Origin of the sequence: Streptomyces sp. P9-A2 (genome assembly GCF_036634175.1) — a bacterium.
GTDB lineage: Bacteria > Actinomycetota > Actinomycetes > Streptomycetales > Streptomycetaceae > Streptomyces > Streptomyces pratens.
Genome location: NZ_JAZIFX010000001.1, coordinates 1,156,626 through 1,169,677 on the forward strand (window position 1 = coordinate 1,156,626; position 13,052 = coordinate 1,169,677).

Sequence of the window (13,052 nt, forward strand, 5' to 3'; positions counted from 1 at the left end):
CACGCCCTGGGTGCGCCCTGTACGCCCGCGCGTGCCGACGTTCCCGCGCGGGTGACGGTCTCAGACGCGTGGCGGCCGGGCCTCGTACGGCGTGGACAGGACCACGGTCGTCCGGGTGGAGACACCCGCCAGCGAGCGCACCCGCGCGAGCAGTTCCTCCAGCTGGTGCGGGGTGGCCACGCGCACCTTGAGGATGTAGTTCTCGTCGCCCGCGACGCTGTGGCAGGCCTCGATCTCGGGCACGCCGGCGAGGCGGTCCGCGATGTCGTCGGGGGCGCTGGGGTCGAACGGTTTGACCGAGATGAAGGCGGTCATGGGCAGGCCGACGGCATCCGGGTCGACCACTGCGGCATAGCCGCGGATGACGCCGCGCTGTTCCAGTCTGCGCACCCGCTGGTGCACGGCCGACGTGGACAGGCCCGTGGCCTTGCCCAGGTCTGTGTAGCTCATCCGCCCGTCCTTGACGAGCAGCTGCACGATCTGTCGGTCCAGCTCCTCCATGGCGCAAGAACCTACAGTGCGGTTGATCCCGTCGGATACCTGAGCTGTCCAGGTCATGGCCGGTTCGTGATCTGCCGGGTGCCCTTCCCGTTCCGGGCGGGGGGACAAAGCCGTCGCAGGGGGCACCTGCGGTCGGCATGTGACGAACACCACAGCGTTCGAACGGTCTCCGTGACGGTCTCGTGATTACCCCCTATGGGGGACGGGAAGTGCTTGCTGTGGTCGAGGCCGCAGCGCCTTCACGGCCCAGCCCGAGGGGGAGAACCCATGCAGAGTCTTAAGCGCCCTGGTCGCAGCACGCCCAAGCGGCAGCAGCCGGTCGTCGAACTCGTCCCGGAGTACGTCGATCCCGACGCGCTCGACGACGAACTCGACGCATACGACACCTTCGAGATGTACCGGGTCGTGTGCCCGGACTGCGCGCAGCCGATCGCCCTGCTCGCGGACGAGGAGGTCCTGCCGGAGCACGCGCTGTGCGCCACGCCGTGGAACCCGTTCGGGCTGACGGTCTGCGCCGGTACGGGCCGCAGCGCCGACGACGCCCGGCCGGCGGACGAGTCCGCCACGCCCCAGGAGCAGGACACCGCCCTGCTGCTGACGCTCCCTCAGGGGCTCGACTGGCGCACCCAGCCGTTCTCGCACGTCGGGGGTCCGGCTTCGCGCCCGATGAGGATCCCCGTCATGCGGCGCCACGCGGCCTGAGCCACCCCTGCCCGTCCCTGACCTCCCCGCCCGGCGCCTGAACGGCCACGGACGGCCACGGACGCGCCGGGTGCACCCGGCGTACCGGCACGCGCGTCACACCCGCCGCGCGCACCGCGACCGGCACCACGCGGTGCGCCGCCGGGCGCCGGAAGGCCGGACCATCCGGCCGTCCCTCCATCCGGCCGTCCCTCCGTCCAGTCGGCTCTCCGTCCAGTCGGCCGTGAACGCACGCACTATTCGGACGGTCGGTGACCTGCCCGGCCGCTCACGCGTTGCCCGGGCATGACGGCCCCCACGCGCTCGACGACCGGGCGTCGACGACTCGTCCTCGCCCCGCCGCCCGGACCTCGGCCCGCACCGCAGCCCATGGCCCGCACCCCGGTCGCGCCACTGACCGTATCCGCTGCGCCGCCATCGCCACCCCCGCTGCCGGATCCGCCGATCTACCGGGAACTGATGCGGGCCTGGGCCGATCAGGGCCGCACCCTGCCCGGACGGCACGACCCGGAGTGGGCCCGGCTCGCGGCGCCCTGACGGGGACTCGGTCGGTTCAGCTCGTCTGCGGTCCCGCGAGATGGCGGGCGATGACCATGCGTTGGATCTGGTTCGTTCCCTCGACGATCTGCAGAACCTTGGCCTCGCGCATGTAGCGCTCGGCCGGGAAGTCCGCGGTGTAGCCGTAGCCCCCGAGGATCTGGACGGCGTCGGTGGTGACCCGCATCGCCGTGTCGGTGCAGTGCAGCTTCGCCATGGCCGCCTGTTTGGCGAACGGCCGTCCGGCGTCCCGCAGTCGGGCCGCCGCGAGATACAGCGCGCGCCCGGCCTCGATCTGCGTGGCCATGTCCGCGAGCATGAACCGCAGCCCCTGGAAGTCGGCGATCGGCCGCCCGAACTGCCGTCGCCCGGACGCGTAACCGAGCGCCTCGTCGAGCGCGGCCTGTGCCAGGCCGATCGCGCAGGCCGCGATGCCGAGCCGTCCGCCGTCCAGCGCCGACAGGGCGATCGCGAAGCCCTGCCCCTCCTCGCCGATCCGCCGGTCGTCGCGGACCCGTACGCCGTCGAGGTGAACCTGCGCGGTGGGCGAGCCCTTCATGCCCATCTTCTTCTCCGGTACGGCCGCACTCAGTCCTTCGGCGTCGCCGGGGACCAGGAACGCGGTGATTCCGCGCGGGCCCTCCTCACCGGTGCGGGCCATGACGGTGTAGAAGTCCGCGATGCCACCGTGCGTGATCCACGCCTTGGTGCCGGTGAGCGTCCAGTCTCCCCCGCCCTCACGCACCGCTCTGGTGCGCAGTGAGGCCGCGTCCGACCCGGAGGAGGGTTCGGAGAGGCAGTAGGCGCCGAGCAGGCCCCCGCCGAGCATCGCCGGCAGGTACTCGGCCTGCTGCTCCTTGGTGCCGTGGGCGGCGAGCGCGTAGCAGGCGAGGGTGTGCACGCTGACCCCGAGGCCCACGGTCAGGCGGGCCGCGGCGAGTTCCTCGAGGACCTGGAGGTAGACCTCGTACGGCTGGTCCCCTCCGCCGTACGCGGAGTCGTAGGGCAGTCCGAGCAGTCCGGACCCGGAGAGCAGGGTGAAGGCCTCTCGCGGGAAGCGGGCCGCGTCCTCCTCCTCTGCCGCCTTCGGGGCGATCTCGCGCTGTGCGATGTCACGGACGAGCGAGATCAGGTCCCGCGCCTCGTCCGTGGGCAATTGCCGGTCCACCGGCTGCGGGGCGTGGTCGGACATGGCGACGCTCTCCTCCCTGTTCGGGCACGTCGGCGGCTCTGCGCCTCGGGTTGAGGGCGGCTCCGCCGGGTCGTTCCGGCGCCTGGCCGAGGGTTCGGCCTCCGGGTCTCGGAGGCAGCCGGCCAGCCGCTGTGAGCTGTGAGTATGCCCGATCGAGCAGGGCACGTCACTTGTTAACGACCGCTTACTCCAAGAATTTCCGGACACCGAAATCGGTCCGCACCATTGACCACACTGGTCTAGTCCTCCTACTGTTTCGCCTCACCGAGTCGCCACGTTCATGCCAAGCGGCTCACGTTTCCCCTCCCCCACGAGGAGACACACCGGATGCCGTCCCCCACCGCCACCGCCCCCTGCGGGCGCTCGTGGTACCCGGCGGCGCCGCGCTCGGTGCCGGACTGCGCGCCGGCGCAGGCACCTCGACCGCCGCGGCGGCCCCGGCTCAGGAGGCCGCCGCAGGTTCCAAGGTCATCGGGCACTTCACCGAATGGGGCACCTACGACCGCGCGTACCACGTCAAGAACATCGAGACCTCGGGCTCCGCGGACAAGCTCACGCACATCGACTACGCCTTCGGCAACGTCACCGGCGGCAAGCGCGCGATGGGCGACACCTACGCGGCCACCGAGCGGGCCCACACCGCCGCCGAGTCCGTCGACGGCGTGGCGGACACCTGGGACCAGCCGCCGCGCGGCACCTTCCACCGGCTGCGCGAGCTGAAGCGGAAGCACCCCGATCCGAAGGTGCTGCGGTCGTTCGGCGGCTGGACCTGGTCCGGCGGCTTCGGCGAGGCCGCGAAGGACCCGGCCGCGTTCACCCGGCCGCGTTCGCCCGGTCCCGCTACGACCTGGTCGAGAACTCGAAGTGGGCCGACGTCTTCGACGGCATCGACATCGATGGGGAGTACCCGAACGCCTGCGGCGCCACCTGTGACACCAGCGGCCGGGAGTCCTTCACGGACCTGATGTCCGCGCTGCGCGCCACGTTCGGCTCCGGCGACCTGGTCACCGCGGCGATCACCGCCGACGCCACGGACGGCGGCAGGACCGACGCGGCGGACTACGCCGGCGCCGCCGGGTACCTCGACTGGTACAACCCGAGGACGTACGACTTCTTCGGCGCCTGGGACGCCGCCGGTCCACCGCCCCGCACTCGCCGCTGACCGCCTACGACGGCATCCCGAAGGCCGGCACGCACACCGCGACGACCATCGCGAAGCTCAAGGGCCTCGGCGTCCCGGCCTCCGAGCTATTGCTCTGCATCGGCTTCTACGGGCGCGGCTGGGCGGGCGTCACGCACTCCGAGCCCGGTGGCACCGCGACCGGTCCGGCGACGGGTACGTACGAGCCCGGCATCGACGACTACAAGGTGCTCAAGGAGAAGTGCCCGGCGACCGGCACGGTGGGCGGTACCGCCTACGCCAGGTGCGGCAAGGACTGGTGGAGTTACGACACCCCGGCCACCGTCGCGAGCAAGATGGACCGCAAGGAGCAGCAGGGTCTCGCCGACACGTTCTTCTGGGAACTGAGCGGCGACACCGCGAACGGTGAACTGATCGGCGCGATCAGGTAACCGCGGGCGGGCGTGCCGGGGGCGAAGGTTCCGCGGAGGGCCTCCGCCCCCGGCACGCCCGCCCGTCGTGTCAGACGTCGCGCCGGGCGGGCTCCGGGGCCGGGTGCGTGGGGTCCAGTTCCTCGATGGCGCGCATGGCTCCACCGAGCGTCTTCACCAGCAGCTCGCACATGGTCTCGCGGGGCAGCCCGGGGCGGTCGATCCAGTCGAGGGTGGCACCCTCGACGCTGCAGACCCAGGAGAGCAGGCCCATCCGTGCCACGGGTGTGATGTCCGCGGTTCCGTACGCGCCCTCGGCGATGGTCTCGACGATCGCCTCGCGCACCCCGTCCCGGACGGCGTGCACCTCGGTGTCGAAGCCGACGCCGCCGCTGACGATCGTGCGGTACGCGGCCTGGTTGTGCTCGGCGTAGCGCAGGTAGCTGTCGACGGTGCGGTGCACCCGCTGGGCGGGCGGCAGTTCGACACCGCCCGCGGCGAAGGCGACCAGGCCGGCGACCGAGTCCTGGATGATGGCGAGGTAGTAGCCCCGCTTGGAGTGGAAATAGTAGTAGATCAGCCCCTTGGCAACATGCGCCTGGCGCGCGATGTCGTCCATGGAGAGCGCGTCGTACGACGTGTCGGCGAACAGTTTCCGGCCGATGCCGATGAGTTCGGCACGACGTGCCAGCGAACGCTCGGTGCTGCGCGCTCCGGGGCGCACGGCGGATTGCTGACTGATATTCAATCCTGACCTGGCTTCCTGCGAAGGGCGGGACATCCGCAGTATGGCAGGTCGGCCCTCGCGGCAGGCCGGAGCGGTCCGGAGGTCAGAGAAGTCCGAGCTGCGTCACGAACATCGCGACGACCATGACGAGGGTCCATCCCATGATGTGCTCGAGGATCTTCGGGCCGTCCTCCCGGGGGCCGCCGGTGCGGACACCGGGGACGGCGGCGGCGGGGGCGGTGGCTGCGTTCGCGGTCATGGCTTCTCGCTGGTCTCGGGGACCGTGGACTCCCCCACGGCGCTGTCCACCTTGCCACCGCGAGCGGCTTTTGCGGCCGAGAGCTTGGTCACACGGTACGCGTCAGGGGTGCGGCGGACCCTCCGACGGCCGTCGGACGATCGGTGGGAGCCCGCCGCACGGTGGGAGCCCGCCGCACGGACTGGTTCAGCGCACGCCGACGGCCGCGAGCGCCCTGCGCATGCGCGGGGTGGGGCGCGCGGGGAAGAAGAGGTAGCAGACTCCGCCGGTGCCGGAGGCGATCTTGCCGGAGGCGTTGTACCGCTTGGTCCTGAGCCAGATGTTCTCCCATTCGCGACGCCGGTAGACGCGCCGGACGGACTCGTTGTCCGGGGAGGCGGGGTCGTTGGCGATGACGTCGCCGTCGGGCGTGAAGCCGATCACGGTCATCAGGTGTCCGGCGGTACCGTATCCCGCTCCGGTCAGCTCCTCCTCGAGGAAGGACTGGGACGTGATGGCCGGGATGCCCGCCGCGATCAGCTTCTCCAGGTCGGTCAGCGAACCGAGCCGGGTGACGACGCCCTGAAGGCCCTCGAAGGTGGCGGCGTAGGCGGCGTTGAACGGCCAGTTGCCGCAGCCCTCGTACTGGTGGTCGTAGGTGTGGCGGGCCGCGTGGCACACCTGCGGGTCGGCGTAGGACGGGTCGACCCAGGCCAGCTGTTCCCCGGTGAGCCGGCCGCCCCAGTACTCGATGATCATCTGTGAGGAGGTCGGGCTGCACCAGGCCTCGCCGCCGTTGTCGTACTCCGGGTACTGACCTTTGTGGATCTCCTGCGAGTAGCGCGGGACGATCAGTTCCCGGGCCGCGCCGGGCGGGGACGCCGGGACGGTGAAGCGGTCGGGCACGTCGGAGCCCATCGCGCCGATCCGCCACACGGTAGGGGTGAGTTTCGTGCCGGGACGGCGGTGAAGGGTCAGCCGCAGCCGGTACGAGACCAGGCGCAGGCCCGAGGCCGCGTCGTCGACGGCGAGGGTGTCGGTCCAGACCGTGCTCCGGCCGTCGCTCTGGTCGTCCACCGAGGTGCGAAGGATGTCCTGGTCGCCGGCCGCCCAACGGCCCATCACGTACCAGGGTGTGCCGGTGCCGTCCGTGTACGTGCCCTGCAACTCGGCCTGGATCCAGGTGCCGTCGGGGGTGCGCGCGTTCCAGGAGACGATGGCCTCCGTCGCCGGCACGGTGAGCCGGTGGACGGGCGAGGTCCAGGTCGCGTACTCCCAGGCGGCGGTGCGGCCGGTGTGCGGATCGGTGGAGGCGGTGGTGCCGGCCGCCTTCGCGATCACCAGGCCGGGGCGGACGCCCGCGACGGCACGGGTGCCCTCGGCGCGGCCGGTGCGCCAGTCGCCGTACGAGGTCCAGGCCCGGTTGTCGACGCGGCGGGCCGCGGCCGCTTCGGGGTCCGCGGAGCCGCCCGCCGAGCCGGCGGACCGGCCGGTCATGGCGTGGGCGGACGCCGGGCCCGCGCTCGACGCGACGGCGGTGACGACCGCCGCGGCCAGGAGGCTTCTGCGGGACGGCTGTTCGGCTCTGCTCATGGGTGAAGAACCCCCCAGGTGTCGGAGTCGGACTCGGCCTCGCTCCACCGGGTGGAGCGACGCCCGCCCACTATGGACGCACCGGGCGGGCCCCGCCAGCACCCGGGCCGTGCCGCGCCGACCGCCACCGGACTCGACCAATGGCACGCGCGGCGGCGGTTCGGCGGTTCGGCGGTTCGGCGGTTCGGCGGTTCGGCGGTTCGGCGGTTCGGCGGTTCGGCGGTTCAACGGATCAGCGGTTCGGCGGGGCCATCGGCCCGTCGGCCGTGCGGATCGTTCCGGGAGGGCGGGCAGGTCCTAGAGTGGGGCTCCGTCACCGTCTCTCCCCACCCCGTCCCGTCCCGTCTCACCCCGGAACCAGTCATGCACGATCTCGTCTCCCGCATTCACCGGCTCGCCCCCTCCTGCGGACCGGTCCGGCTGGTCGGTGTCGACGGACACGCCGGCTCCGGGAAGTCCACGTTCGCCGGGCGGCTGGCCGACGCGCTGGGCGGCGCTCCCGTACTGCGGCTCGACGACATCGCCAGCCACGAGGAGCTGTTCGGCTGGACCGGTCGGCTGCTGAGCCAGGTGATCGGTCCACTCGGTCGCGGCGATCAGGCGTCCTACACCCCTTACGACTGGCGGGCCCGCGCCTTCGGACCGCCGCGCCCGCTGCCGCCCGCCCCGGTGGTCGTCGTCGAGGGTGTCGGCGCGGGGCGACGGGCGCTGCGGCCGTATCTGGCGCTGCTGCTGTGGATGGATCTGCCCCCGGAGGAATCCTGGTCGCGGGGGCGAGCGCGGGACGGGGAGGAACAGCGGGGCTTCTGGGACGGCTGGGTCGGGGCGGAGCGGCGGCACTTCGCCGACGACCCGTCACGTCCCTTCGCACACCGGCTGGTTCGGGAGCGCGGGACGGGATACGAGGTGCTTTCCGGGCCTGCCGGGGCCGCTGATCCGAACCCGCCCCTCACGCACGGTGACGAGTCGTCCGCAGTGTGTTGAATTCGTGAAGACCCCCTCCCGGGCAAGTCGCCGGAGTGCTCCAACTCCGCTTGACCGTGGGGCCGTACAGGTCTTACGTTCTCAATGTGCGGCCATTCGGAGCCGCCCGCAGACGCGAAGCCCCCGGTTGTTCCCCCGTGATCGGGGGCTTCGTTCTGCCTCCTCCGCCCTTTTCGAACGCCGAGCGGCATATGACGATCACCCTCGGTCACAGCGCGGTGCGGACGTCCTCCTCCCCCTGTCGTCCCGCTGCGGGTACGGCCCTCTACGGAGGTCGCGGCGCCGCAGGTACGATGCCTTCGGTGCGACCTGCGGACGCCGCTTCGCGCACCGTGCAACTCCGGTCCGCGGCACAGCGGTTCGCTCCAGGGCAACCGGCGGGCGAGGGCCGGTGGGGTATACCGACGGGGCACGGTTTGTGGGGGACGTGATGGACTTCGGCACGCAGGGACCCCAGGCCCCTGCCGACCTCGCCTGGCTGCGGGGTGTGGACGCCTACACGATGGGCGCCTATCCACAGGCCGAGGAGGAGTTCCGGGCCGCGGTGCGGATCGACCCGGGGATGGCGGACGGCTGGCTCGGCCTGCACGCGCTGCGCGTCGACACGACGGCCTCGCTGCTGCGGATGTTCCGGCACCGGGACCGCTTCGGCGAACAACGTGCCCGGCACCGCCGCACCATCAACTCCTGGTACTGGCTCGGGTGGTGGGTGCAGCCGGTGCTGGAGAGCCCGCGCGATCTGCTGCTCGCGCACGCCTCCCACTGGCTGGACGGCCGCCATGTCCCCGAGCTGGACCGCGCCCTTGCCGGGCTCCCTCCGGTGGACACCGACCCGCAGGTCCGCTTCCTGCACGCCTGCCGCGCCTATCTGGTCAAGGACTGGGAGCAGCTGGTCCGGCACACCGACCCACTGCACGGTGATCCGCTGCTCGGGATCGAGACGGGTCTGTTCGGCGGGATGGCCCGGGTGCGTCTGGAGATGTACGGGCAGGCCGAACCGCTGCTGTCGGCGGCCCTGATGCGCTGCCGCAGCGAGCAGCCGCAACGCAAGGAGCTGCGCTACTGGCTGGCGCGCGCCCACGAGGGCACCGGTCGCAGCGCCGCCGCGCTCCCCCTGTACCGGGCCGTGCACCGGGTCGACCCCGCGTTCATGGACACGTCGGCCCGGCTCGCCGCCATCTCCGAGGGGGACGGCTACGACGACCCGGCCGACCTCGGCCCGGTCACGCTCGGCGGTGCGGGCGGGGACCTGCTGGACGGCCCGGACACCCTCGACCCGCTGTTCGACACCGAGGGCCGTGATCTGATGCTGTCCGAGCAGGAGCCGCCCGCGCCCGTGCCGCCGGTCACGGGCCCCTCGGTACGTGCGAGGACGGGCGACCCGGTGATGCCGCTGCCGACCGGCCCCACCGATCCCGCCCTACTGGAGGAAGCGCTCGCCGAGCTGGAGCGCATGGTCGGCCTGGAACCGGTGAAGCGCCAGGTCAAAGCATTGTCGGCGCAGCTGAACATGGCGCGGCTGCGGGCCGGGCAGGGGCTGCCGGTGCAGCCGCCGAAACGGCACTTCGTCTTCTCCGGGCCGTCCGGCACCGGCAAGACCACGGTGGCCCGCATCCTGGGCCGGGTCTTCTACGCCCTCGGGCTGCTCGGCGGCGACCATCTTGTGGAGGCCCAGCGGGCCGATCTGGTCGGCGAGTATCTGGGCCAGACTGCGGTGAAGGCCAACGAACTGATCGACTCCGCGCTCGGCGGGGTCCTCTTCGTCGACGAGGCCTACGCGCTCTCCAACTCCGGCTACGGCAAGGGCGACGCGTACGGCGACGAGGCGCTCCAGGTACTGCTGAAGCGGGCCGAGGACAACCGCGACCATCTGGTGGTCATACTGGCCGGCTATCCGGAGGGCATGGACCGTCTCCTGGGTGCCAACCCCGGTCTGTCCTCCCGTTTCACCACCCGCGTCGATTTCCCCTCCTACCGGCCCCTCGAACTCACCTCGATCGGCGAGGTACTGGCCGCCGAGAACGGCGACGTGTGGGACGAGGAGGCGCTGGACGAACTGCGGTCCATCGCCGGGCACGTGGTGGACCAGGGGTGGATCGACGAGCTGGGCAACGGGCGCTTCCTGCGGACCTTGTACGAGAAGAGCTGCGCGTACCGGGATCTGCGGCTGTCGGCGTATCCGGCGTATCCGGGCACGCTGACCCGGGAGGACCTGGCGACGCTGCGGCTGCCGGATCTGATGCAGGCGTACGGGGAGGTGCTGTCCGGGCGGAGGCCGCAGGACCCTCCGGCGGCATGAGACCGACGGGTCCCCGCGGCTCCTGCCCGGCGCACCCGCCGGTGCGCACTGTGGCACTTGCTCCCGGAGCACCGCGCCCCTGACGTCAGCCGGTGAGCACTCCCTTCCGGGCACTGCTCCCGGGTTCGGTCACCCCGGCAGCTGCCCCCGTGCCGGACAGCGTTCCGCCGGCCGGCGCCGATCCGGTGCCGGGACGCGTTCCGAGGTCCGGCCTCGAACCGGTGCCGGGCCGCGTCACGCCGTTCGCCCGCGTGCCCGGTCTCTCGCGGTGCGCCGGGTCCCGGACCTCGCCCACCAGCAGTTCCAGAACGTCCTCCAGGGCCACCAGGCCCCGTATCCGGCCGGACCCGTCGATCACCTGGGCAAGGTGGGTGGCGGCGCGGCGCATCACGGTGAGGGCGTCGCCGAGCGGGACGTCGGTCCCCAGGGCCGGCATGCGCCGCCAGAGCTGCTGCGGCACCGCCCGGTCGGGCTCCTCCAGGTCGAGTACGTCCTTGACGTGCAGGTAGCCCATGAAGGCGCCGTCGGGTGCGGCGACCGGGAACCGGGAGTACCCGGTGCGGGCGGTGAGTTCCACGATCCGGGCCGGGGTGGCCTCGGGGCCGACCGTCACCAGTGACTCGCGGGGCAGCAGTACGTCCGTCACTGGGCGGGAGCCCAGCTCCAGGGCGTCCTCCAGACGCTCTGTCTCCTCGGGGTCGAGGAGGCCCGCCTGGCCGGCGTCCTCGACGAGCCGGTTGAGCTGCTCGCTGGTGAAGACGGCCTCGATCTCGTCCTTCGGTTCGACGCGGAAGGCCCGCAGGACGGTCCGGGCGCAGGCGCCGAGGGCGACCGTGACGGGTCTGCACAGGCGGGCGAACCAGACCAGTCCGGGGCTCAGCCACAGCGCGGCCTTCTCGGGGGCCGCCATCGCGAGGTTCTTCGGAACCATCTCGCCGATGACGAGGTGGAAGAAGACCACGACGGCGAGCGCGATGACGTAACCGAGCGGATGAACCATGCTGTGCGGCAGACTCATCCATCCGAAGACCGGCTCCAACAGACGGGCGACCGTCGGTTCGGCGACCGCACCGAGGGTCAGCGAGCAGACGGTGATGCCGAACTGGGCCGCCGCCATCATCTGTGGCAGATGCTCGAGCCCGTGGAGAACCTGGCGGGCCCGTGCGGTGCCGAGCGGTTCGATCTGGCTGCGGCGCACGGAGACCAGCGCGAACTCGGCACCCACGAAGAAGCCGTTGGCGAGGACGAGCAGCGCGGCGAACAGGAGGTGCAGCAGATTCATCCGGTCGCCTCCACGAGCGGCGGGGCGGCCTCGGCCGCCCGGACCAGACGGACGCGCTCGGCGCGGTTGTGTCCGACGCGGCGCACCGAAAGCCGCCAGCCGGGCAGTTCCGCGCGGTCGCCGACGGCCGGGATCCGGCCGAGCAGATCGGCGACCAGACCGGCGACGGTCGCGTAGGGCCCCTCGGGCACGCCGAGGCCTGTGCGGAGCAGAACGTCGACGCGGACGCTGCCGTCGACGTCCCAGGCGGGGCTGCCGTCCTCCGGCGGGGCGGGGACGGGCTCGGAGGCCTCGCCGAGCAGGTCGTCGTGTTCGTCGAGGACCTCGCCGACGATCTCCTCGACGATGTCCTCCAGGGTGACCACACCGGCCGTGCCCCCGTACTCGTCGACGACGACCGCGATGGGCTGCCCACTGCGCAGCCGTGCCAGCAGCGGCCGTACGGGCAGGGATTCGGGGACGAGCAGCACGGGGCGGGCGATGCCGCCGACGGGGGTGCGCAGCCGGTCGGGCGGGGGCACCGCGAGGGCGTCCTTGAGGTGGACCATGCCGACGACGTCGTCGATCCGCTCCCGGTAGACGGGGAAGCGGGACAGGCCGGTGGCCCGGGTCAGGTTCACCACGTCCTCGGCGGTCGCGGAGTCCTGCAGGGCGCTGACCTTCACGCGCGGGGTCATGACGTGCTGCGCGGTCAGTCCGGCCAGGGACAGAGTCCGTACGAAGAGGTCCGCGGTGTCCTGTTCCAGGGTGCCGGCCCGCGCGGAGTGCCGGGCCAGGGAGACGAGTTCACCGGGGCTGCGAGCGGAGGCCAGTTCCGCGGTGGGCTCGATGCCCAGGGTGCGCACGAGCCGGTTGGCCACGGCGTTGAGTCCGGCGATGACCGGGCGGAACACGCGGGCGAAGGCATGCTGCGGGCCGGCGACGAACCGCGCGACCTGAAGAGGGCGGGACACCGCCCAGTTCTTGGGCACGAGTTCGCCGATGACCATCTGCACGGCGGAGGCCGGCAGCATGCCGATGACCACGGCGACGGTGGAGACCGCGCCGGTGGGGACGCCGATGCCGGTGACGGGGCCGTGCAGCAGTTCGGCGAGCGCGGGTTCGGCGAGCATGCCGACGACCAGGGAGGTGAGGGTGATACCGAGCTGGGTGCCGGAAAGCTGGAAGGACAGCTCCTTGAGTGACTCGACGACCCGGTGGGCCCGCCGGTCGCCGCCGGCGGCGGCCTGTTCGGCGTCCGGCCTCTCGACGGTGACCAGGCCGAACTCGGCGGCCACGAAGAACCCGTTGGCGAGAATCAGCAGGAATGCGGCTGCGAGGAGCAGCAGGGGAGTGGTCATGATGCCGCCGCTTGTGCACGGTCGCGGACCTCGGGGAGCGGGTCCGCGCTATGTCGACAGGGGGCGGCGCACGTACTGCAGGACGATCCGTCCATCGCCGGAGAGG

11 protein-coding genes and 1 pseudogene are annotated in these 13,052 nt (G+C 72.0%); 5 read left to right on the forward strand and 7 right to left on the reverse strand.

Features of this window, described 5'->3' with window-relative positions; genetic code table 11:
• Window positions 1–60 precede the first annotated feature (60 nt).
• Window positions 61–501 (reverse strand): Lrp/AsnC family transcriptional regulator, encoded by a 441-nt coding sequence (locus V4Y04_RS05150; RefSeq protein WP_042173992.1) that lies wholly within the window; start codon window positions 499–501, stop codon window positions 61–63.
• A 267-nt stretch (window positions 502–768) separates the two neighbouring features.
• Here V4Y04_RS05150 and V4Y04_RS05155 point away from each other — a divergent pair, with 267 nt between their 5' ends.
• Entirely contained in the window at window positions 769–1,203 is a 435-nt protein-coding gene (locus V4Y04_RS05155; RefSeq protein WP_332426113.1) for a hypothetical protein, read from the forward strand.
• A gap of 369 nt (window positions 1,204–1,572) precedes the next feature.
• Window positions 1,573–1,740, forward strand: coding sequence for a hypothetical protein (locus V4Y04_RS05160; RefSeq protein ID WP_443079952.1), 168 nt, complete (start codon window positions 1,573–1,575; stop codon window positions 1,738–1,740).
• A 16-nt stretch (window positions 1,741–1,756) separates the two neighbouring features.
• On the opposite strand, the gene V4Y04_RS05165 is transcribed toward V4Y04_RS05160, so the two are convergent.
• Window positions 1,757–2,932, reverse strand: coding sequence for an acyl-CoA dehydrogenase family protein (locus tag V4Y04_RS05165; protein ID WP_332426115.1), 1,176 nt, complete (start codon window positions 2,930–2,932; stop codon window positions 1,757–1,759).
• 353 nt (window positions 2,933–3,285) lie between these two features.
• On the opposite strand from V4Y04_RS05165, the pseudogene V4Y04_RS05170 reads away from it, so the two are divergent.
• Window positions 3,286–4,504, forward strand: a pseudogene (locus tag V4Y04_RS05170) (glycoside hydrolase family 18 protein).
• A gap of 70 nt (window positions 4,505–4,574) precedes the next feature.
• On the opposite strand, the gene V4Y04_RS05175 reads toward V4Y04_RS05170, so the two are convergent.
• The 3 genes from V4Y04_RS05175 to V4Y04_RS05185 all read right to left on the reverse strand — a co-directional run bounded on the left by V4Y04_RS05175 (window position 4,575) and on the right by V4Y04_RS05185 (window position 7,041).
• Window positions 4,575–5,231, reverse strand: coding sequence for a TetR/AcrR family transcriptional regulator (locus tag V4Y04_RS05175; protein WP_332426116.1), 657 nt, complete (start codon window positions 5,229–5,231; stop codon window positions 4,575–4,577).
• Between the two features lie 82 nt (window positions 5,232–5,313).
• Entirely contained in the window at window positions 5,314–5,469 is a 156-nt protein-coding gene (locus V4Y04_RS05180; protein ID WP_332426117.1) for an SCO1431 family membrane protein, read from the reverse strand.
• A gap of 186 nt (window positions 5,470–5,655) precedes the next feature.
• Complete coding sequence (locus V4Y04_RS05185) at window positions 5,656–7,041, reverse strand: peptidase C39 family protein (protein ID WP_332426118.1); 1,386 nt, start codon at window positions 7,039–7,041, stop codon at window positions 5,656–5,658.
• Window positions 7,042–7,404: 363 nt separating this feature from the next.
• On the opposite strand from V4Y04_RS05185, the gene V4Y04_RS05190 reads away from it, so the two are divergent.
• Window positions 7,405–8,025, forward strand: coding sequence for a hypothetical protein (locus tag V4Y04_RS05190; protein WP_332426119.1), 621 nt, complete (start codon window positions 7,405–7,407; stop codon window positions 8,023–8,025).
• 430 nt (window positions 8,026–8,455) lie between these two features.
• The gene (locus V4Y04_RS05195) at window positions 8,456–10,324 is read left to right on the forward strand and encodes an AAA family ATPase (RefSeq protein ID WP_332426120.1); all 1,869 of its coding nucleotides are present in this window, start codon (window positions 8,456–8,458) and stop codon (window positions 10,322–10,324) included.
• 85 nt (window positions 10,325–10,409) lie between these two features.
• Here V4Y04_RS05195 and V4Y04_RS05200 read toward each other — a convergent pair whose 3' ends face one another.
• Both V4Y04_RS05200 and V4Y04_RS05205 read right to left on the reverse strand, forming a co-directional pair.
• Window positions 10,410–11,606 carry a hemolysin family protein gene (locus V4Y04_RS05200; RefSeq protein ID WP_332426121.1) on the reverse strand — a complete coding sequence of 399 codons (1,197 nt, stop codon included), beginning with the start codon at window positions 11,604–11,606 and terminating at the stop codon, window positions 10,410–10,412.
• Window positions 11,603–12,946, reverse strand: a complete 1,344-nt coding sequence (locus V4Y04_RS05205) for a hemolysin family protein (RefSeq protein WP_332426122.1) — start codon at window positions 12,944–12,946, stop codon at window positions 11,603–11,605. The genes V4Y04_RS05200 and V4Y04_RS05205 overlap by 4 nt, the downstream gene beginning before the upstream one ends.
• Between the last annotated feature and the right edge of the window lie 106 nt (window positions 12,947–13,052).

What these genes read in the sequence shown, in the direction of transcription:
- V4Y04_RS05150 (WP_042173992.1), bottom strand. Translation starts at nt 501, where the DNA reads ATGGAGGAGCTGGACCGACAGATCGTGCAGCTGCTCGTCAAGGACGGG.
- V4Y04_RS05155 (WP_332426113.1), top strand. Translation starts at nt 769, where the DNA reads ATGCAGAGTCTTAAGCGCCCTGGTCGCAGCACGCCCAAGCGGCAGCAG.
- V4Y04_RS05160 (WP_443079952.1), top strand. Translation starts at nt 1,573, where the DNA reads ATGGCCCGCACCCCGGTCGCGCCACTGACCGTATCCGCTGCGCCGCCA.
- V4Y04_RS05165 (WP_332426115.1), bottom strand. Translation starts at nt 2,932, where the DNA reads ATGTCCGACCACGCCCCGCAGCCGGTGGACCGGCAATTGCCCACGGAC.
- V4Y04_RS05180 (WP_332426117.1), bottom strand. Translation starts at nt 5,469, where the DNA reads ATGACCGCGAACGCAGCCACCGCCCCCGCCGCCGCCGTCCCCGGTGTC.
- V4Y04_RS05185 (WP_332426118.1), bottom strand. Translation starts at nt 7,041, where the DNA reads ATGAGCAGAGCCGAACAGCCGTCCCGCAGAAGCCTCCTGGCCGCGGCG.
- V4Y04_RS05190 (WP_332426119.1), top strand. Translation starts at nt 7,405, where the DNA reads ATGCACGATCTCGTCTCCCGCATTCACCGGCTCGCCCCCTCCTGCGGA.
- V4Y04_RS05195 (WP_332426120.1), top strand. Translation starts at nt 8,456, where the DNA reads ATGGACTTCGGCACGCAGGGACCCCAGGCCCCTGCCGACCTCGCCTGG.
- V4Y04_RS05200 (WP_332426121.1), bottom strand. Translation starts at nt 11,606, where the DNA reads ATGAATCTGCTGCACCTCCTGTTCGCCGCGCTGCTCGTCCTCGCCAAC.
- V4Y04_RS05205 (WP_332426122.1), bottom strand. Translation starts at nt 12,946, where the DNA reads ATGACCACTCCCCTGCTGCTCCTCGCAGCCGCATTCCTGCTGATTCTC.